Here is an 18,822-nt window from a genome sequence, read left to right as displayed (position 1 = left end):
GATTCGTGACCTCGCCACGGGGCCGCGTGGTCGCCGACCGGGTACCGATGATCGACGGACGGCAGTCCGGACCCGGTCAGACGGACGGATCCCGCACGTAGTCCGCGGCGACGAGCCGGTCGCCGTCGAACGAGAGCACCCAGGCGCTGCCCTTCCGTGACGGCGGGTCGGCCAGACGCCGGTTGCTGCGCACCTCGGGGCGGGGTCCGACGGCCGGGTCCGGGTCGGCGGCGAGGTCGCGGACCAGGGTCGGGATGCCGTAGCCCTGCGCGCACACCGCCGCGACGCCCTCGCCGGCGACCAGCTCGAGCAGGCGCTCGCGGGCCCGCTCCGGATCGGCGGCGACGGCCTCGTCGGCGAACGCGTCCTCGACGAGGATCCCGACGCCGAGCCGGTGCGAGGCGGGTTCGAGGGTCTCCACGCACCGCGTGCGCCCGACCGCGTGCAGGTGCGTCACCCCGTGGGCCGCGAGGAGATCGCCGAGCCGCCGGGCCTGTTCGCGGCCGTCGTCGACCAGGGGTCGCGCGTCGTCGTCGGGGTGGCTGCCCCGCTTGCCCGCCTTCGCGTGGCGCACCAGCAGGAGCGTGCGCAGCGGGAACGGCGCCTCCGTGAAGTCGGCGAGCACGTCGCGGTCGGAGTCGTACGACAGCAGGGGACGGGCGTCGCGCGGGGCGAGCCAGCGCAGCTCGTCGGTCTCCCCGTTCGGGGTGAAGCTCCCGGCGCCGGCGCGCGCGTCCCAGTAGTCGACGACCTTGCGGTCCTCACCGACCATGTAGCGCACGGTGGCCACGTGGCGCCCGAGCACGGCCGCGAAGCCGGTCTCCTCGGCGATCTCGCGCACTGCGGTCCGTGCCCGCGACTCGCCCTCGTCGACCTTGCCCTTGGGCAGGCTCCAGTCGCCGTGGTGCGGCCGGTGCACGACCGCCACCTCCACACCCCCGGCCGCGGGCCGCCACAGCACGGCGCCGGCCGCGTGCACCGCCCTCGGCACCGCCCCGTCGTCGGGAAGGACGTCGGCCGGAATGCTCACCCCTTCCCGTCCCGGCGCAGCAGCAGCTGGGTCTGGTGGTCGCACACCTGCATCCCCTCGGTCCCCTCGCCGGCCGCGACCGGCCACGGGGTCCAGGACCCGTCCGGGTCGAGGCTCCAGCACCGGGTGGACGGGGCCGTCGCGGAATCGAGGATGTCGTCGAGCTGGGCGATCAGCCGCGGGTCGGTGACCGGTGCCAGCACCTCGACCCGGCGGTCGAGGTTGCGGTGCATGATGTCGGCACTGCCGATGAAGTGCTCGCCGGCCCCCACGAAGTGGAAGATCCGCGAGTGCTCGAGGAAGCGCCCGAGGATCGACCGGACGCGGATGTTCTCCGAGAGCCCCGGTACCCCGGCGCGCAGCGCGCAGATGCCCCGGACCACCAGGTCCACCGGCACCCCGGCCAGCGACGCGCGGTACAGCGCGTCGATCACCTGCTCGTCGACCAGGCCGTTGACCTTGATCCGGATGCCGGCCTTCTTGCCCTTCGTCGCGCGCTTGCGCTCGGTCTCGATCCGCTCGATGAGGCCGCGCCGGACGCCGTAGGGGGCGACGAGCAGCCGGCGGTACTTGCGCCGCCGGGCGTAGCCGGTGAGGACGTTGAACAGGTCCGTGAGGTCCGCGCCGATCGTCTCGTCGGCGGTGAAGACGCCGATGTCCTCGTAGAGCCGGGCGGTCTTCGGGTTGTAGTTGCCGGTGCCGAGGTGGCAGTACCGTTTGATCTTCGAGCCCTCCTGGCGCACCACCAGCGCGGCCTTGCAGTGGGTCTTGAGCCCGACCAGCCCGTACACCACGTGCACCCCGGCCCGCTCCAGCGCGCGGGCCCAGTTGATGTTCGCGCGCTCGTCGAACCGGGCCTTGATCTCCACCACCGCCACGACCTGCTTGCCCATCTCCGCGGCCTCGATGAGGGCCTCGACGATGGGGGAGTCGCCGGAGGTGCGGTAGAGCGTCTGCTTGATCGCGAGGACCTTCGGGTCGTTCGCCGCCTGCTCGATGAAGCGGTGCACGCTCGTGGAGAACGAGTCGTACGGGTGGTGCACCATCACGTCGCCCTCGCGCAGCGTCGCGAAGACGCTCTTGGGCGTCTCGCCCTCGCTGAACGCGGGGTGCGTCGCCGGGACGAACACCGGGTCCTTGAGCTCGGGGCGGTTGAGCGAGAGCAGCTCCATCAGGCACGAGAGGTCGAGCAGACCGGGCACCTGGACGACGTCGTGCGGGTCCACGTCGAGCTCGCGCAGCAGCAGCTCGAGCATGTGCTCGCTCATCCGGTCGGTGATCTCGAGGCGCACCGGCGGCCCGAACCGGCGCCGCGCGAGCTCCCGCTCGAGGGCCTGCAGGAGGTCCTCGTCGCGGTCCTCCTCGACGTCGAGGTCGGCGTTGCGGGTCACCCGGAACACGTGGTGCTCGGCGACCTCCATCCCCTCGAAGAGGTGGTCGAGGTGCTCGGCGATCAGGTCCTCGATGGGCAGGAACCAGCACCGGCGGTCCAGGTTGGGCGAGTCGTTCGCGGCGTCGTCGTCCTCGCCCGGCTCCGGGCCGACCCGCACCAGCCGGGGCACGTTGTTCGGGACCTTGACGCGGGCGAAGTGCTCGACCCCGGTCTGCGGGTCGCGCACCGCGACGGCCAGGTTGAGCGACTGGTTGGAGATGTAGGGGAAGGGGTGCGCCGGGTCCACCGCGAGCGGGGTGAGCACGGGGAAGACCTGGGCGTCGAACCACGCCGCGAGCCGCTCGCGGGCCTCCGCGGTCACCTGGTCCCACCCGATGACGTGGACGCCGGCGTCCTCGAGCGCCGGCCCGACGTCGGTCCGCCAGACCCGGGCGTGCTTCTCGGCGAGCTCCTGGTTGCGGGCCGCGATCCGGGCCAGCTGCTCGCGGGGGGTGAGCCCGTCCGCGCTGCGCACCGACAGCCCGGTCTCCTCGCGGCGCTTCAGTCCGGCCACGCGGACCATGTAGAACTCGTCGAGGTTCGACGCGAAGATCGCCAGGAACTTCGCCCGCTCGAGCAGCGGCTGGCTGGTGTCCTCGGCGAGGGCGAGCACCCGCGCGTTGAACTCCAGCCACGACAGCTCGCGGTTGTCGTACCGGTCGTCGGCCAGGTCCGCGGGGACGTCGTCGGCGGCCGGCGTCGCGGCGGCCGGTGCGGTGGGCAGGCGGCTCCGACCGTCGGCCGGCCGGGTCGGCGGCGCCGGGGCGGGCGGGGGCGGTCCGGGCTCCGAGATCGGGCCGTCCTCCTCGAGCGTGGTGTCCGTCGCGTCGCTCACCCGGCCCATTCTGACGGCGCGCGCCACCGGAGGGCGACCAGTGCGGGACACGCCACCCGACCCGTCGGGTCGGTGGCGCCCGACCCGTCGGGTCGGTGGCGCCCGACCCGTCGGGTCAGCGGCACCCGGCGGCGAGGGTCCCCAGGCCCGGCCAGGCCCGGGTCGCGGGTCCGACGCCGAGCGCGCGCACCTCGTCGAGGTCGCCGGGCACGTCGACGTCGTGGCGCAGCCCCGGCCAGTCCCCTCCGAGCGCGACCGCTCCCGCCGCCGCGTGCGCGGCCGCCGACCGGGGGCCGAACCGCGGCGCGAAGCCCGGCCCGGCGACCAGCAGCGCGGTCCCCTCCCCGGTGTGGTCGGCCACGAACGCCGCCGGTGCGGTGCGCAGCGCGACGCGCGCGGCCGCCAGGGCGTCGTCGAGCTCCTCGGGCCGCAGGGCGGGGAGGTCGGCGAGGAGCACCCCCACCGGGAACCGGCCGAGGTGCTCGATCCCGGCCCGGATCGCGGCGTCGAGGCCCCGGCCGGGATCGGCCACGAGCTCGACCCGCGGATCCGTCCCGACGCCGGGTGGTGCGACGCCGGTGGTCAGGCGCGGCTCCGAGGTCACGACGGCGAGCCGTCCGACCGACGAGGCGAGGACGGCGGCGAGGGTGTCAGTGGCCAGCGCGAGGGCGAGGTCGGCGTGGGCGGAGCGAGGGTCGACCGCCACGGCGGCGCTCGCGGCGGCCAGCCGGGTCTTCGCGCGGACCAGCTCCTTCACCGGCACGACGAGGTCGGTCGCCCGCCGGTCCGCCGGGGCACCACCGTCGGCCATGCGACCCATCCTGTACCTCGCGGGCGGGGCGGGGCCACCGGGCGGACCCGATCTTCGTCGGCGGCCGTCTGGACGGCGATCACCGCTCACGGGAGACTCGCCCCGCAGCGTGCCGGGGCCGCCCCGGCGCGGTCGAGGAGTGACTCCACGCTGACGAGGAGGCGGGCCCGGGTGGCGATCGCAGACGGTTCTCCGACGGCCCCGGCGCCGGTGACACGGCGCCGCCGGGAGCCCGGTGGCCCGTGGGTGTTCCTGGCCGCGGTGGTCTTCTACCCGATGACCTGGCTGCTGGCCCGGCGCCGGATGGTCGGGCTGGAGCAGGTGCCGGCCGAGGGTCCCGCGCTGCTGGTCTCGAACCACGTCTCCTACCTCGACCCGGTGTACACCGCGGTCTTCGTGCACCGCGCCCGTCGCGTGCCGCGGTTCCTCGCGAAGGACTCGCTCTGGCGGGTGCCGGTGTTCGGCCGGATCATGGCCGGCTCCCGGCAGATCCCGGTCGCCCGCGGCTCCCGGGACGCGGGGTCGAGCCTGGCGGCCGCCGAGGCGGCGCTGGCCGACGACGGGGTGGTGGTGATCTACCCGGAGGGCACGATCACCCGGGATGCGGCCGGTTGGCCGATGGAGGCCCGCTCGGGGGCCGCGCGGCTGGCGCTGCTGCACGACGTCCCGGTGATCCCGGTCGTGCACTGGGGGACGCTCTCGGTCTACGACCACTACCGCAAGCGGGTGCGACCTTCGCCGTTCGGCACGACGATCACCGTGCGCGCGGGCGAGCCGTTGCCCATGGACGACCTGCGGGCCCGGGTCGGCGACCGCCCGCCCGGCGCGAGGCTGATGAAGGAGACGACGGAGCGGATGATGAGCGCGGTCGGGGCGTTGCTCGAGGACGTGCGCGGCGAGGTCCGGCCGACGGGGGACGGGGCGTGAGCCGGTACGCGGTGCTCGGCGCCGGCTCCTGGGGGACGACCTTCGCGAAGGTGCTGGCCGATGCGGGCACCGACGTCACCCTCTGGGCCCGCCGTCAGGAGGTCGCGGACGCGATCGCCACCGACCACGTCAATGCGGAGTACCTGCCCGACATCAAGCTGCCGCCGGCGCTGCGCGCCACGCACGAGGCCGCGGCCGCGCTCGACGGGGTGACCACCGTCGTGCTCGCGATCCCCGCGCAGCGGCTGCGCGAGCACCTGCAGGACTGGGCCGACCAGCTGCCGCGCGGGGCCACGGTGGTGAGCCTGGCCAAGGGGGTGGAGATGGGCACGCTCAAGCGGATGAGCGAGGTCATCGCCGACGCCGGGCGCGTGGCGCCGGACCGGATCGCGGTGCTCTCGGGACCGAACCTCGCGGGCGAGATCGCCGCCGAGCAGCCCACCGCCACCGTCGTCGCCTGCTCGGACCACGACCGGGCCGTCGCCGTCCAGCACGAGTGCTCCACCGGGTACTTCAAGCCGTACACCAACGTCGACGTCATCGGTTGCGAGCTCGGCGGGGCGTGCAAGAACGTCATCGCGCTCGCGTGCGGGATGGCGTCCGGCCAGGGCTACGGGGACAACACGACGGCGTCGCTGATCACCCGCGGGCTCGCCGAGATCTCGCGGCTCACCGTGGCCCTCGGCGGGGAGGCGATGACGCTGGCGGGGCTCGCCGGGATGGGGGACCTCGTCGCCACCTGCTCGTCCCCGCTCTCGCGGAACCGCCGCTTCGGCGAGTCGCTGGGCCGGGGCATGTCGGTGGCCGAGGCCGAGGAGGCCAACCACGGGCAGGTCGCCGAGGGCGTCAAGTCGTGCGAGGCGATCGGTGAACTGGCCCGCACGCACGGGGTCGACACCCCGATCGTGGACGCCGTCCGCCGCGTGTGTGCGGGCTCGGTCTCGGCGCGTGACGTCGGGGACGAGTTGATCAACCGGGAACGCAAGCCGGAGTGAGGGCGGGCGCCGCATCGAGTGCGTTTCGTGGCGGCTCGTCCGAGGAATCCCCGGCTTCGTGGACGTTCTGCAGCGCATGGGGCCGCCGCCCCGGGTGAGCGCCGACCGCCCGGTGGTCATGCTCGAGCGGACCGTGCCGGCGGACCGGGCGAGTGCCTCGGCGCTGCGCCGCACCTTCCGGTCCTGGCTGCGCGAGTGGGCCGACCCGGACACGGCGGACGACCTCGCGCTCGCCGTCTACGAGGCCCTGGCCAACGTGGTCGACCACGCCTACTCGGCCGCACCGCGGCGTGGCGAGATGCGGCTGTGGGCCGCCGTCTCGCCGCCGCTCGCCGGGGGCCGTGACCTCGTGATCACGGTCTCCGACGACGGGTCCTGGCGGCGCTCGACCGGCTGCGGCTGGCGCGGGCGCGGGCTGCCGCTCATGCACACCCTCACCCGGGCCACCGTGCTCTCCGGCGTCCACGGCACCACGGTGCAGCTGCGGAGCCGGGTCTCCCCGTAGCGGCGTCAGCCGCACCACCGCGCCACGTGCGATGGCACCTCGGCGTCCGCCGGCAGTGCCGGGCAGGTCTCCGGGGCACCCAACACCGTCGTCACCGGGACCACCCCGGCCCACCGTCCGTCGCCCTCCGCGACGGCCTCCGGGTCGCCGGGCGGGCCCTGCCGCACCTTGACGCTGGCCTCGTCGAGCGCGAGGGCGAGGACCGCCGTCGCGGCGCTCTCCCTCCGGTCCGGTCGCCGCGCGTGGTCCCACTGCCCCGGGGTCAGGTGCTCGACGATCGCCTCGAGGGCCCGGAGGTGCTCGTCGGGGTCGGTCACCCGCCGTGCCCGTCCCCGGATCACCGCGCTGCGGTAGTTCGCGGAGTGCGAGAACACCGAGCGGGCGAGCACCAGCCCGTCGAGCAGGGTGACGGTCAGGCAGACCTCGCCGTCGCGCGCGAGGCTCGCGGCGCCGCTGGAGCCGTGCACGTACACGACGTCGCCCACCCGGGCGTGCATCGTCGGGAGCACGAGCGGGGCGCCCTCGGGGTCGACGAGCCCGAGGTGGCAGAGGAGCGCCTCGTCGAGGATCGCGTGCAGGGTCGTCGGGTCGGACTGCTGCCGGTCACGCTTGCGCCGCAGCCGGGTGCGCGGGGTCGGGGAGAGCATGCGCTGATCATCGGCGCCCCGAGTGGCATTCTTCGAGGGCCACTTCCGCCTCGATCCGGGAGGCCACTCGTGACCGTGCCACTGGACCGCACCGCAGCGACCCCGCTCGCGGTGCAGGTCGCGGACGGGCTGCGGGCCGCGGCGCTGGACGGCCGGCTCCGGGTCGGCGACCGGGTCCCGGCGACGCGCACGCTCGCCCGCGAGCTCGGGGTCAGCCGAACCGTCACGGCGGCGGCGTACGACCAGCTGGTCGCCGAGGGGTGGCTGGGTGCCCGCCACGGGGCGGGGACGTTCGTGCTCGCGGCACCTCCCGGTGCACGCAGGGCGTCGGTGCCTGCACCCGATGACAGGAACGCCACGTCGTCGTCGAGCGCCGACGCGACCGACCTGCGGCCGGGCGCCCCGTGCCTGGAGGTGCTCGACCCCGCGTCCTGGCGCCGGGCCTGGCGCCGTGCGGGCGACCTCCCGCCGTCCGACCGACCGGAGTACGCGGGGGTGCCGGCCTTCCGGGCGGCGGTGGGCGAGCACCTGCTGCGCCACCGCGGCCTCGTCGGGGCCGGCGTGCTCGCGACGGCGGGCGCCACCGCGGGGTTCGGCGAGCTCGTCGCCGTCCTCACCCGCCGGCTCGGGCGCCCGCCGCGGGCCGGGATCGAGGACCCGGGCTACCGCCGCGCGGTCGGCGTGCTCCGCGCCGCGGGCGCGGAGGTGACCCCGCTCGCGGTGGACGCGGAGGGGCTCGTCGTCGGGAACCTCCCGCCGGGCCTCGACCTCGTCTACGTGACCCCGGCCCACCAGTACCCGCTCGGCGGGCGCCTGCCGGTCGCGCGGCGCGCGGCGCTGGTGGAGCGGGCCCGCGCGGAGGGCTTCTGGCTGGTCGAGGACGACTACGACGGAGAGCTGCGCTACGACGTGGCCCCGCTGCCGGTGCTGGCCGCGCTCGGCCCCGACGTCGTCGTCCACCTCGGCACCGCGGGCAAGATCGCGACGCCGGGCCTCGGCGTGGGCTGGATGGTCGCGCCGCCCGCGCTCGCGGCCGACCTGCTGGCGCTGCGGCGGGCCACCGGCACGCGTCCCGCGCCGGCGGGGCAGCAGGTGTTCGCGGCCTGGGTGCACGACGGCGGGTGCGGGCGGCACCTCGCGCGGCTGCGGCGCGAGCTCGGCGTCCGGCGCGGCCTCGTGGTGGACGCGGTCCGGACGGCGGGACACGAGGTGCTGGGGGACCGGGCCGGGGCCCACCTGGTGGTCCCGCTCCCGATGGGACCGGTCGAACGGGAGGTCGTGGCGGCCGCCTGGGAGGTCGACGTCGTGGTCGACGGCCTCGCCGCCCATCACCTCGGCGCCGCCGGGGTGTCCGGGATCCTCGTCGGCTGGGCCGCCCCGTCCCGCGTGGAGCTGGAGGCGGCCCTCGGGCGCCTCGGGGGCGTGCTGGCCGGGGTGGGGAGCGCCCGCGCGTAGGGTGCCGCGCCATGGGGACGAGGCCGACGTTGCTGGTCCTGTTCGGCGGGCGGTCGGGGGAGCACGCCGTCTCGTGCGTCTCCGCCGGGGGCATCCTCGACAACCTCGACCGGGACCGGTTCGACGTCGTCGCGGTGGGCATCACCGCGGAGGGCGTGTGGCTCGACGTCGGCGACGACACCGCGCCCTGGCGGCTGCACGGGCGCGAGATGCCGCAGGTCACCCTCGCGTCCGGCGAGCCCGTGGCGCTCCTGCCCGACCCCACCCGCCGTGAGCTGATCAGCCTCGCCGACGGCCGCCGCGGCGAGACCGTGGCCACGATCGACGTCGTCTTCCCGGTCCTGCACGGCCCGGCGGGCGAGGACGGCGAGATCCAGGGGCTCCTCGAGACGGCAGGCGTCCCCTACGTCGGCGCCGGGGTCTGCGCGAGCGCCGCGTCGATGGACAAGGTCGTCACCAAGCGCATCCTGCGCGACGCCGGGCTCGCCACGGGCGAGGCCGTCGCGCTCGACCGGACCGCGCCCGACCTCGAGCCCGCCGAGCGTGAACTGCTCGGCCTGCCGGTCTTCGTCAAGCCGTCCCGGGCGGGCTCCTCGGTGGGCATCTCCCGGGTCACGGACTGGGAGGACGTGCCGGCGGCGGTGGCGTTCGCCCGCGAGAGCGACCCGAAGGTGCTGATCGAGGCCGGGATCGCCGGCCGGGAGATCGAGTGCGGGGTCCTGCAGTTCCCGGACGGCCGCGTCGAGGCGAGCGTGCCCGCGGAGATCCGGCTGACCGGCGCGGCCGACTGGTACGACTTCGACACGAAGTACCTCGACGACGCCTGCGAGCTCGACGTCCCGGCCAAGCTCGACGACGACCTCGCCGAGCGGGTGCGCGAGGCGGCGGTCCGGGTCTTCCGGACGATGGACTGCGCCGGCCTCGCCCGGGTCGACTTCTTCGTCACCGACGACGGCCGGATCCTGGTCAACGAGCTGAACACGATGCCCGGGTTCACCGCGACCTCGCTCTACCCGCGGATGTGGGCCACCACCGGCGTCGACTACCCGACGCTGCTCACCACGCTCGTCGACTCCGCGCTGGCGAGCGGCACCGGCGTCCGCTGATCAGCGCGACGGTGCGGTGGTCGGCGCGCCGGTCGGGTCGGCCGGTTCGGTGTCCCGGCTGACCAGGGTGATCTTGACGCCGCGGGAGACGTCCTGGATGGCCCCGCTGCCGATGCCGTCGGGCAGCGTGAGGCCGACGAAGATGGCGCGGTCCACGGTGACCCAGGTGGTCGTCCCGTTGCCCGGGATGCGGAGCCAGTCGACGCCGTCCACGTCGAGCAGCGGGCTGGTGGGCCCGAGCTCCGGGGGCTGGGGGAGCCCGCAGCGCAGCACCACGGGCTGGTCCTCGGGGCGGCCGGTGGCCTCCTTCTCCCCGCCCCAGGCGACCGTCCCGGCCGGGACCGGGTTCGCCAGCACCCGTCGGGGGAGGAGGCCGTCGCCCGTGTTGATCTCCTGGGGGAGTCCGGAGAGCAGGCGGGAGCAGTCGGCCGAGGCCGCCGCGGGCACCGGGACCGCCGTCAGCGCCAGCGGCCCGGTGTCCGGGTTGGGGTCGGTCCGGCGTCCGAGGACCTGCGAGGCCACCAGCACACCGACGACGAGCAGCACCGGCAACGCCAGCGCCACGCCCAGCACGATGCGGGGGAGGCGGCGGTCGAGCTCCGGTGCCCGGGTGCGCGCCACCGTCGGGTCAGGCGACGGGGGAGCCGACGACCGAGCAGGTCAGCGTGCGGGTGATGCCCGGCACCTTCTGCACGGCCGTGATGGTGTCCGAGAGGGCCGCGTCGTCGTTGGAGTCCACGTGCACGATCACGTCGTAGGGGCCGGTCACGTCCTCCGCCCGGGAGACGCCGTCGATCCCGGCCACGTCCGACGCGACCGCGGCGGCGCGGCCCACCTCGGTCTGGATCAGGATGTAGGCCTGGACCACGAACGGGCCTCCTCGGGGAGCGGGCGCACCCGCTCGGGGCTCGAGTGGGCGCACACGGGTGACACGACGGGTCGGAACGTACCGCAGGGAGGAGACGGGTGAGGCGGTCGGGAGACGGAGCGCGACGCAGCTCGCCCGCGGACGTGGGAGACGCGTCACAGCGGCGGACGTCCCGGGCGTCGTCCGGCGGGCCGGTGTCGGAGCTGGGCGAGTTCGGGGTGATCGACCGGATCGTCGCCGGCCGCCCCCAGCCCGACGGCACCCTGCTCGGACCGGGGGACGACGCCGCCGTCGTGGCCGCCCCCGACGGCCGGGTGGTGGCCACCGTCGACACCCTGGTGCAGGGCGTGCACTTCCGTCTGGACTGGTCGGCGCCGGAGCAGGTCGGGCGCAAGGCCGTCGCCGCGAACCTCGCCGACGTCGCCGCGATGGGCGCCGTCCCCACCGGTCTCCTGCTCTCCCTGGCGTGCCCGGCGTCCACGTCGACCGACGTCGTCGAGGGCCTCGCCGCCGGCATCTGGGACGCCGCCTCCGAGGTCGGCGTCGGCGTGGTGGGCGGGGACACCGTCTCCGCCGACCAGATCGTGGTGACGATCACGGCGCTGGGCGACCTCGAGGGCCGCGAGCCGGTCCGCCGGTCGGGCGCCAAGGTGGGCCACGTCGTCGCCGTGTGCGGCGTCCTCGGGTGGTCGGCGGCCGGCATGGAGGTCCTGCGCCGCGGGTTCCGCTCGCCGCTCGCGATGGTCGCCGCGCACCGGACGCCGCGCCCCCCGATCGCGGCCGGTCCGATCGCCGCCCGGGCCGGAGCGAGCGCGATGATCGACACGTCGGACGGTCTGCTCGCCGACCTCGCGCACGTGGCCGAGGCGTCCCGGGTGCGGATCGACATCCGGTCGGAGCTGGTGCCGGTCGCGGACAAGCTGCGCGACGTGGCGTCCGCACTCGGCGGGGACGCGCTGCGGTGGGCCCTCACCGGCGGCGAGGACCACTCGCTGGTCGCCTGCTTCCCCGACGAGGACGCGGTGCCGGAGGGGTGGACCGTGTTCGCCGACTGCCGGCTCGGCATCGGGGTCACCGTCGACGCCGACCGGTGGGGCGGTGCCGGGGACCCGGGCTGGCGCCACTGGCGCTAGGTGGCTTCGCCCTGTGAGTAGTAATCCGTGTCCAGACACGGAAAAGTACTCACAGGGCGGAGCCACCTACATCCCCGGCGGGCGCACCCCCCGGATCGACGCGTCGATCAGCTGGATCGGGTGCAGCATCGGGAGGTCGCCTTCGAGGTACTTCCGGATCTGCAACAGGCACCCGGGGTTGGCGGTGACGAGCAGGTCCGCCCCGGTGCCCCGGATGTTGTCGGCCTTGCGCCGGCCGAGGTCCCCGGCCGCCTCGGGCTGGAGCATGTTGTAGATCCCGGCCGACCCGCAGCAGATCTCCGCCTCGGGCAGTTCGACGAGGTCGACGCCCGGGACGGACCGCAGCACGTCCCGCGGCTGCTGCCGGATCTTCTGGGCGTGCCCGAGGTGGCAGGCGTCGTGGTAGACGACGGTCGCGTCGACCCGGTGCCGCGGCGCGCGGGACTCGGCGAGGGCGTCCGCGAGCACCTCGGAGACGTCCCGGACCTTGCGCGAGAACTCCTCCCCGCGCTCCTTCCACTCCGGTTCGTCCGCGAGCAGCTCGCCGTACTCCTTCATCGAGGAACCGCACCCGGCGACGTTCACGGCGATGACGTCGACGTCGGCCTGCTCGAAGACGGCGATGAGGTCCTTCGCGCGCCGGATCGACTCCTCCTCGCGGCCCGCGTGCAGCCCGAGCGCGCCGCAGCACGCCTGCTCCCGGGGCGCGACGACGTCGTAGCCCTCGGCCGCGAGCACGCGCGTGGTGGCGAGGTTGACCTGGTGGAAGAACACGTCCTGCACGCAGCCGACGAGCATCCCGATCCGGCCCCGGCGCACCGGGTGCTCGGAGGTGGTGCGCGCCGGGGTGACGGCGGGCGTGCGGGCGAAGGCGTCGCGGACGCTGACCGGCGGCAGCAGCGACTCCATCGCCACGAGCCGCTCGAAGCGCTTCGGCAGCTTGGCGAGGAGCGCGTCCATCCGCTTCGGCCGCAGCTTCTGGTAGAGCGCTCCGCCCAGCGACGCGGCCCGCAGCCGACGGCGGTACGGGAACAGCGTGAAGATCGCCTCGCGGAAGAGCCGGTCCGCCCGGTTGCGGGGGACGTTGCGCTCGATCTGCGGGCGGGTGGCCTCCAGCAGGCGGTCGTACTGCACGCCGGAGGGGCACGCCGTCACGCAGGCCATGCAGCCCAGGCAGCGGTCCATGTGCGTGGTGAAGGCACCCTCGAGCGGGATCTCGCCCTTCTCGGCCATCTCCATGAGGTAGATGCGTCCGCGCGGCGAGTCCATCTCCTCGCCCCACAGGGCGTAGGTCGGGCACGTCGGGAGACAGAACCCGCAGTGCACGCAGTCGTCGAGCAGCTCCTGGGCCGGCGGGTGGTGGTCGTCGAAGCTGCCGTACGTGGCGGCCGCCAGCGCGTCGGTCCGCTCCGGACCGGGGGCGTTCTCCCCGCGCTGCGAGGTGAAGTCGGGGCCGGGGCCCGCGGGACCCGTGGTGGGGGTACTGGTCACGCGGACGCTCCTTCGGGGACGGGCAGCCAGGGCGCGAGCCGGCCACGGCCCAGGCGCTGGTCGGGGTCGAACGCGGTGGCGACGGCGCGCAGCAGGGCCGCGCTCGACGGGGCCGGGCCCCAGGCGGGCACGGCGGCGCCGGCGGGACGGGCGCGGAGGGTCGACGTGCCGCCGACGCCGGCGACGCGGGCGTGCACCGCGTCGACGAGGGCGGCCTCGGCCGGGACGGTGAGCGTGGCGACGCCGGTGGCGGGGGCGGCGGTGACGTCGTCCGCCCCGGCGTCGGCGACCAGCCCGGTGAGCAGGTCGCCGAGCCTCGTCGGGGCGACGCCGACGCGGACGACCGCGCGGTCGTCGGGGCGCCGGTCGACGGCGGCGCGGTGGGCGTCCCAGGCCGCGTCGGCGTCGGCGGGGGAGAGGACCTCGGCGCCGGTGCCCAGCAGGTCGACGAGCCGGCCGGCCCGCCCCTCGACCCCGGCCTCGGTGCCCTCGAGCAGGGCCAGCAGGCGCCCGTCGACCCACTCCAGCGCGGCCGCCTCGACGGGGGTGTCGGTGACGGCCCGGCCCGCGCCGGGGAGGTCGGCGGGGTCGGCCACGCGGTAGGCCACGGTGCGGGTGGCGGGGGGCAGCGGGTGCAGCCGCAGCACGACCTCGGCGATCACCCCGAAGGTCCCGTACGCGCCGTGCAGCAGCTTCGTCAGGTCGTAGCCCGCGACGTTCTTGATGACGTGCCCGCCGGAGCGCGCGACGGTGCCGTCGGCGAGCACCACGGTGACGCCGATGACCAGGTCGCGCAGCGAGCCGAACCCGAGCGCGAGCGGACCGGCGTCCGCCGTCGCGAGCAGGCCGCCGACGGTGGCACCGCGGCGGACGCGGGCGGCGTCGAGGGCGACCCGCTGCCCGGACCCCGCGAGCGTGTCCTGGAGCTCGGACAGCGGCGTCCCGGCGCCGACCGAGACGGTCATGTCGCCCGGGTTGTGGGCGATGACGCCGGACAGGCCGGCCACCGAGACCGGCGTGGCGTCTCCGACGACGGGCGCGCCCCAGTCGGCGGCGGTGCCCGCGCCGGTCGCCACCACGGGGCCCGGGGTGTCGCGGACCGCGTCGCGCAGCTCGACCAGCGAGGTCGGTGAGGTGTTCACGGATGCGGTGCTCACAGTCGGCTGATCACTCCGGCCTCTTCCAGGGGGTGCGCGCGGAACGGCCCCGGGCGCTCGCCGCACAGCCGGGGCGTCGGGAAGATCTTCCCGGGGTTGCAGAGGCCCTCGGGGTCGAAGCCCGTGCGCACCCGCTGCATCACGGCGAGGTCGTCGTCGGTGAACATCCGGCCCATCGAGCACGCCTTGTCGGCGCCGATGCCGTGCTCGCCCGAGAGCGACCCGCCGAGCTCGACGCAGAGCTCCGCGATCCGGCTCGAGAGGTCCTCGGCCGCGTCGTGCTCACCCGCGGACTCCGAGTACAGGACCAGGGGGTGCAGGTTGCCGTCGCCGGCGTGGAAGACGTTGGCGACCCGGAGCCCGACCTCGGAGCCCATCTCCGCGATCTGGGAGAGCACCTCGGCGAGCCGGGTCCGCGGGACGACCCCGTCCTGGACGATGTAGTCCGGGCTGATGCGGCCGACCGCCGCGAAGGCGGCCTTCCGGCCCTTCCACACCCGGGCCCGCTCGTCGGCGCTGTCGGCCACGTGGATGCGGGTCGACCCGTGTTCCTCGCAGATCCGGGTGATCTCGGCGAACTGCTCGTCGCACTCCTCGGCGGGGCCGTCGAGCTCGATGATCAGGGCGGACGGGGACTCCACCGTGTACCCCGCGCCGACGGCGGCCTCGGCGGCCTCCATCGCGAGGGAGTCCATCATCTCGACGGCGGCCGGCACGATCGACGCGTCGACGATGGCGCCGACGGTCTCGCCCGCGGCCTCGATCGACGGGAAGTCGGCGAGGACGGTGCGGACCGCCTCGGGCTTGCGCAGCAGCCGCACGGTGACCTTCGTGCAGATGCCGAGCGTGCCCTCGGAGCCGAGGAAGACCCCGCGCAGGTCGGGACCCGCCTGCTCCGCCGTCGGAGCGCCGAGGGTGATCACGCTGCCGTCGGCGAGCACGACCTCCATCTCGAGGACGTGGTTGGTGGTGAACCCGTACTTGAGGCAGTGGGCCCCGCCGGAGTTCTCCGCGACGTTGCCGCCGATGGTGCACACCTGCTGGCTCGACGGGTCGGGCGCGTAGTAGAGCCCGTGCGGCGCGGCGGCGCGGGAGATGTCGAGGTTGAACACCCCGGGCTCGAGCACGGCCCGACGGTTCTCGACGTCGATCTCCAGGATGCGGCGCAGCTTCTGCAGCGAGATCACGACGCCGTCGGCCACCGGGAGCGCGCCCCCGGACAGCCCGGTCCCGGCGCCGCGCGCGACGAAGGGCACGCCGTGACGTGCGCAGACGCGCACGCAGGCGGCCACCTCCTCGGTGTCCCGCGGCAGGACGACGACGGCGGGGACCTGCCGGAAGCCGGTCAGGCCGTCGCACTCGTAGCTGCGCAGGCCGACCTCGTCGGTGATCACGCAGTGTTCGGGCAGGACGGCGGCGAACTCACGTGCGAGCGACGTCGTCAGTGTCGGAGCCGCGGTGGTGGTCGTGCTCATGGGCGTCACACATCCCCTCGGGTGGCCTCCGGATCCTCACCCGCCGCGCGCACGACCGCCACCAGAGCCGCCGGGTCGGACAGGTCGGGGGTGACGTGATCGGCCCCCGCCGCCACGAGGTCGTCGAGCGTGGCCGCTCCCGTGCCGACCCCGACGGCGAGGGCACCTGCGGCGTGCGCGGCCTCGACGTCGCGCGGGGTGTCGCCCACGACGACGAGCCCCACCGGCCGTCCGTGCCGACGCTCGAGTGCCGCGCGGGCGGCGTGGACCAGGGCCGACCGCGGCCCGGGCAGGTGGCCGTAGACCCCGTCGTCGAGATCGAAGAGCCCGGGGTGGAGCCCGGCGACGCTCAGCTTCAGCTCCGCCCCGGCGCGCACGTTGCCGGTCAGCACGATCTGGTCGACGCCCGGCTCGGCGGCGAGCAGCCCGACCGCCTCGCGGACGCCGGGCAGCACCCGGAGGGTCTCCGCGAGGGCGGCGTCGCGGCCCCGCCACTGGGCGCCGATCGCCGCGATCATCGCGTCGGTGTACTCCCGGCCGCGGCCGCGCAGCGGTTCCGCGGCCGCGGGCGCCAGACCGTCGCGGAAGGCCTCGGCGACGAGGTGGTCGGTCATCCCGCCCATCGGGACGTGCGGGGGCTCGTGGCCGGTGACCTCGAGGAACGCCTCGCGCAGCACGTCACCCCCCACCCGTCCGCCGCGCAGCAGCGTGCCGTCGATGTCCCAGCAGACCCCCACCGGACGTGGCACGGCCCGACCTCCTCGTCCCGACGGCGGATCGACGTCCGCATGCTGCCCGCGTCCGGGATGATCGGCGAGGTGGGGACCAGCGGACTCGTGCTCGGGGTCGTCGCGTACGACGACCCGACGAGCGTCCGGTTCGTGGACGCCGTCCAGGCGTTCTACCGGGAGCGCTACGGCGGGATCGACCGCACGCCGGTCGACCCCGCCGAGTTCGCGCCGCCGCGCGGGCTGTTCCTGGTCGGGGCGCTGCCCACGGTCGGCCCGGTCTGCTGCGGTGGCTGGCGACGGCTGACCGCCGCAGCGATCCCCGAGGCCGACCGCGGGGTGCTGCGTCCGCTCGACGCCGAGGTCAAGCGCATGTGGGTCGATCCCGCCCACCGCCGACGGGGGTTCGCCGTGGCCCTGCTCGACGAGCTCGAGCGCACCGCCGCGGCCGCGGGCTGCCGACGGACCGTGCTCGAGACCGGCACGCGGCAGCCGGAGGCCGAGGCGCTCTACCGCCGGCAGGGCTACGTGCCGATGCCGAACTTCGGCGTGCACCGCGCCGAGCCGGACAGCACCTGCTTCGCCCGGGACCTGATCGCGGCGCCGTGACCGGTCCGCGGGTCCCGCCCCCGCCCGGCACGGGCGTCGGTGGCGCGTCTAGCGTGCTCGGCGTGCCGATCCGTCCGGGCGCCTCCGCCCGGGCGAGCGCCGAGCTCCGGAGGACCGCCTGATGGCCCGCCCGCTGTCCGAGTCCGTCGAGGCGGGGTGGGCCGAGGCCCTGGAGCCCGTCGCCGAGACGATCGCCGCCATGGGCGACTTCCTCCGCGCCGAGGTGGCCGAGGGCCGCACCTACCTGCCGTCCGGGAAGAACGTGCTGCGGGCCTTCCAGCAGCCCTTCGAGCAGGTGCGTGTCCTCGTCGTCGGGCAGGACCCGTACCCCACGCCGGGGCACGCCGTCGGCCTGTCCTTCTCCGTGGCGCCGGAGGTGCGGCCGCTGCCGAAGAGCCTGCAGAACATCTTCCGCGAGTACACCGAGGACCTCGGGCTCCCGGCGCCGACCAGCGGCGACCTGACGCCGTGGGCCGACCAGGGCGTGCTGCTGCTCAACCGGGTCCTCACGGTGGCGCCGGGTGCGCCCGGGTCGCACCGCAACAAGGGCTGGGAGAAGGTCACCGAGCAGGCGATCACCGCCCTCGTCGAGCGGATCGACCAGCCCCTCGTCGCGATCCTGTGGGGCCGGGACGCGCGGTCGCTGACCCCGCTGCTCGGCGAGGACGTGCCGACCGTCGAGTCCGCCCACCCCAGCCCCATGTCGGCCGCCGGCGGGTTCTTCGGGTCACGGCCCTTCAGCCGCGTCAACGAGTTCCTGGAGGAGCTGGGCGACGAGCCGGTGGACTGGCGCCTGCCCTGAGTCAGCGGCGGACGCCGAAGCGCCGCCGCGAGCGCCGGGCCGGGGCGAACATGCTCCAGCCCCGGCTCGGGATCGTGTCCGGCCGGTGCCGGCCGGCCCCGTCGCGTCGACCGCGCACCAGGTCGAGGAGTCGGGTCACCGGGCGGCGCCGGGCGAGCACCGGCGCGGCCTCGGCCCGACGGACGGGGAGCCCGACGACGTCGGGGGAGGGCAGCGGCGCCTGCTGCAGCGTCGCGACGGCCCCGGTCGCGGGCACGCCGGCCACGACGGTGGGGACCGGCGCCCCGTGCGCCGAACGGTCGGACGGTTCGTCCGCGCGGACCCGGTGCGAGACCACGCGCAGCGGCACGGCGGCCGAGCGGCGGTGCACGGTGCGGGCGGCCCGGGGGAGGCGGGGCTCGTCGGCCGCCGAGCCGGAGAACTGGTCCGGTCGGCTCACCGGGACCTCCGCTCGTCGCTGCGTCGCGCCTGCCACATCTGTTCGATCTTCACCTACGTACGGTGCAGGCGCAAGGACGAACGCATGTGCGTGAGGCGCTCCACGCCCGCGCCGAGGGGGTCCGATGTGCTGTCCGGCACGCGACTGGGTCGCGAGCGGCCCCGGCCTGGAGACGGCCCGCCATCCCGACGGCGGGTTGCTCGTCCGCGTCGTCGGCGACGCCGACGGCCCCGTCCTGCACTACACCCGCGCCGAGGTGGACGCCTTCGTGCGCGGCGTGCGCGACGGCGAGTTCGACGACCTCACCGAGCAGGACCGCCCCGCCTGATCCGGGCCCGGACAGACCACGGGCCCGGTACGCAGAGGCGTACCGGGCC

Annotated in this window: 20 protein-coding genes; 9 read left to right on the top strand and 11 right to left on the bottom strand. The window is 75.4% G+C overall.

All coding sequences use genetic code 11. The features are described from left to right. Positions 1 to 76: 76 nt before the first annotated feature. The 3 genes from BJ983_RS13625 to cofC all read right to left on the bottom strand — a co-directional run bounded on the left by BJ983_RS13625 (position 77) and on the right by cofC (position 4,108). Positions 77 to 1,030, bottom strand: a complete 954-nt coding sequence (locus BJ983_RS13625; RefSeq protein WP_343054134.1) for an NUDIX hydrolase — start codon at positions 1,028 to 1,030, stop codon at positions 77 to 79. Next, entirely contained in the window at positions 1,027 to 3,306 is a 2,280-nt protein-coding gene (locus BJ983_RS13620; protein ID WP_179797795.1) for an RNA degradosome polyphosphate kinase, read from the bottom strand. The genes BJ983_RS13625 and BJ983_RS13620 overlap by 4 nt, the downstream gene beginning before the upstream one ends. A gap of 106 nt (positions 3,307 to 3,412) precedes the next feature. Further along, complete coding sequence (gene cofC / locus BJ983_RS13615) at positions 3,413 to 4,108, bottom strand: 2-phospho-L-lactate guanylyltransferase (protein WP_179794270.1); 696 nt, start codon at positions 4,106 to 4,108, stop codon at positions 3,413 to 3,415. A 171-nt stretch (positions 4,109 to 4,279) separates the two neighbouring features. Here cofC and BJ983_RS13610 point away from each other — a divergent pair, with 171 nt between their 5' ends. The 3 genes from BJ983_RS13610 to BJ983_RS13600 are packed head-to-tail and all read left to right on the top strand — an operon-like array spanning position 4,280 to position 6,535. Then, complete coding sequence (locus tag BJ983_RS13610; protein ID WP_179794269.1) at positions 4,280 to 5,035, top strand: 1-acyl-sn-glycerol-3-phosphate acyltransferase; 756 nt, start codon at positions 4,280 to 4,282, stop codon at positions 5,033 to 5,035. After that, the gene (locus BJ983_RS13605) at positions 5,032 to 6,030 is read left to right on the top strand and encodes an NAD(P)H-dependent glycerol-3-phosphate dehydrogenase (protein ID WP_179794268.1); all 999 of its coding nucleotides are present in this window, start codon (positions 5,032 to 5,034) and stop codon (positions 6,028 to 6,030) included. Before BJ983_RS13610 ends, BJ983_RS13605 begins: the two co-directional genes overlap by 4 nt. Positions 6,031 to 6,088: 58 nt before the next feature. Beyond that, positions 6,089 to 6,535, top strand: coding sequence for an ATP-binding protein (locus BJ983_RS13600; RefSeq protein ID WP_179794267.1), 447 nt, complete (start codon positions 6,089 to 6,091; stop codon positions 6,533 to 6,535). 5 nt (positions 6,536 to 6,540) lie between these two features. On the opposite strand, the gene BJ983_RS13595 is transcribed toward BJ983_RS13600, so the two are convergent. Next, entirely contained in the window at positions 6,541 to 7,182 is a 642-nt protein-coding gene (locus BJ983_RS13595; protein ID WP_179794266.1) for a pyridoxamine 5'-phosphate oxidase family protein, read from the bottom strand. 69 nt (positions 7,183 to 7,251) lie between these two features. On the opposite strand from BJ983_RS13595, the gene BJ983_RS13590 reads away from it, so the two are divergent. Both BJ983_RS13590 and BJ983_RS13585 read left to right on the top strand, forming a co-directional pair. Beyond that, entirely contained in the window at positions 7,252 to 8,637 is a 1,386-nt protein-coding gene (locus BJ983_RS13590; protein WP_179794265.1) for an aminotransferase class I/II-fold pyridoxal phosphate-dependent enzyme, read from the top strand. A gap of 11 nt (positions 8,638 to 8,648) precedes the next feature. Continuing rightward, positions 8,649 to 9,743, top strand: coding sequence for a D-alanine--D-alanine ligase family protein (locus BJ983_RS13585; protein WP_179794264.1), 1,095 nt, complete (start codon positions 8,649 to 8,651; stop codon positions 9,741 to 9,743). On the opposite strand, the gene BJ983_RS13580 is transcribed toward BJ983_RS13585, so the two are convergent. Together BJ983_RS13580 and BJ983_RS13575 are read right to left on the bottom strand one after the other, a co-directional pair. After that, positions 9,744 to 10,364, bottom strand: a complete 621-nt coding sequence (locus tag BJ983_RS13580) for a DUF3515 family protein (protein WP_218890267.1) — start codon at positions 10,362 to 10,364, stop codon at positions 9,744 to 9,746. A gap of 7 nt (positions 10,365 to 10,371) precedes the next feature. Further along, positions 10,372 to 10,611, bottom strand: coding sequence for an Lrp/AsnC ligand binding domain-containing protein (locus tag BJ983_RS13575; RefSeq protein ID WP_179794263.1), 240 nt, complete (start codon positions 10,609 to 10,611; stop codon positions 10,372 to 10,374). Positions 10,612 to 10,754: 143 nt separating this feature from the next. Here BJ983_RS13575 and BJ983_RS13570 point away from each other — a divergent pair, with 143 nt between their 5' ends. After that, positions 10,755 to 11,744 carry a thiamine-phosphate kinase gene (locus BJ983_RS13570; RefSeq protein ID WP_343054132.1) on the top strand — a complete coding sequence of 330 codons (990 nt, stop codon included), beginning with the start codon at positions 10,755 to 10,757 and terminating at the stop codon, positions 11,742 to 11,744. Positions 11,745 to 11,810: 66 nt separating this feature from the next. Here the strand turns inward: BJ983_RS13570 and BJ983_RS13565 are convergent, their stop codons facing one another. The 4 genes from BJ983_RS13565 to BJ983_RS13550 all read right to left on the bottom strand — a co-directional run bounded on the left by BJ983_RS13565 (position 11,811) and on the right by BJ983_RS13550 (position 16,616). After that, complete coding sequence (locus tag BJ983_RS13565) at positions 11,811 to 13,139, bottom strand: (Fe-S)-binding protein (protein WP_179797789.1); 1,329 nt, start codon at positions 13,137 to 13,139, stop codon at positions 11,811 to 11,813. 92 nt (positions 13,140 to 13,231) lie between these two features. After that, the gene (locus tag BJ983_RS13560; RefSeq protein WP_343054131.1) at positions 13,232 to 14,392 is read right to left on the bottom strand and encodes an FAD-binding oxidoreductase; all 1,161 of its coding nucleotides are present in this window, start codon (positions 14,390 to 14,392) and stop codon (positions 13,232 to 13,234) included. After that, positions 14,389 to 15,867 (bottom strand): FAD-binding oxidoreductase, encoded by a 1,479-nt coding sequence (locus tag BJ983_RS13555; protein ID WP_246325587.1) that lies wholly within the window; start codon positions 15,865 to 15,867, stop codon positions 14,389 to 14,391. The genes BJ983_RS13560 and BJ983_RS13555 overlap by 4 nt, the downstream gene beginning before the upstream one ends. A gap of 5 nt (positions 15,868 to 15,872) precedes the next feature. Further along, on the bottom strand, positions 15,873 to 16,616 hold the full coding sequence (locus tag BJ983_RS13550; protein WP_179794262.1) for an HAD family hydrolase: 744 nt from the start codon (positions 16,614 to 16,616) through the stop codon (positions 15,873 to 15,875). Positions 16,617 to 16,655: 39 nt separating this feature from the next. Here BJ983_RS13550 and BJ983_RS13545 point away from each other — a divergent pair, with 39 nt between their 5' ends. After that, a complete protein-coding gene (locus BJ983_RS13545) occupies positions 16,656 to 17,204 on the top strand; it encodes a GNAT family N-acetyltransferase (RefSeq protein ID WP_246325586.1) in 549 nt (182 codons plus the stop codon). 118 nt (positions 17,205 to 17,322) lie between these two features. Continuing rightward, entirely contained in the window at positions 17,323 to 18,006 is a 684-nt protein-coding gene (locus BJ983_RS13540) for a uracil-DNA glycosylase (RefSeq protein ID WP_179797781.1), read from the top strand. Between the two features lies 1 nt (position 18,007). Here the strand turns inward: BJ983_RS13540 and BJ983_RS13535 are convergent, their stop codons facing one another. After that, positions 18,008 to 18,445, bottom strand: coding sequence for a hypothetical protein (locus BJ983_RS13535; RefSeq protein WP_179794261.1), 438 nt, complete (start codon positions 18,443 to 18,445; stop codon positions 18,008 to 18,010). A 124-nt stretch (positions 18,446 to 18,569) separates the two neighbouring features. Here BJ983_RS13535 and BJ983_RS13530 point away from each other — a divergent pair, with 124 nt between their 5' ends. Further along, entirely contained in the window at positions 18,570 to 18,773 is a 204-nt protein-coding gene (locus BJ983_RS13530) for a DUF397 domain-containing protein (RefSeq protein WP_179794260.1), read from the top strand. The last annotated feature ends 49 nt before the right edge of the window (positions 18,774 to 18,822 follow it).

The sequence above is a fragment of the Actinomycetospora corticicola genome (assembly GCF_013409505.1).
GTDB classification, from domain to species: domain Bacteria; phylum Actinomycetota; class Actinomycetes; order Mycobacteriales; family Pseudonocardiaceae; genus Actinomycetospora; species Actinomycetospora corticicola.
This window is presented reverse-complemented; position numbering and strand designations above follow the sequence as displayed.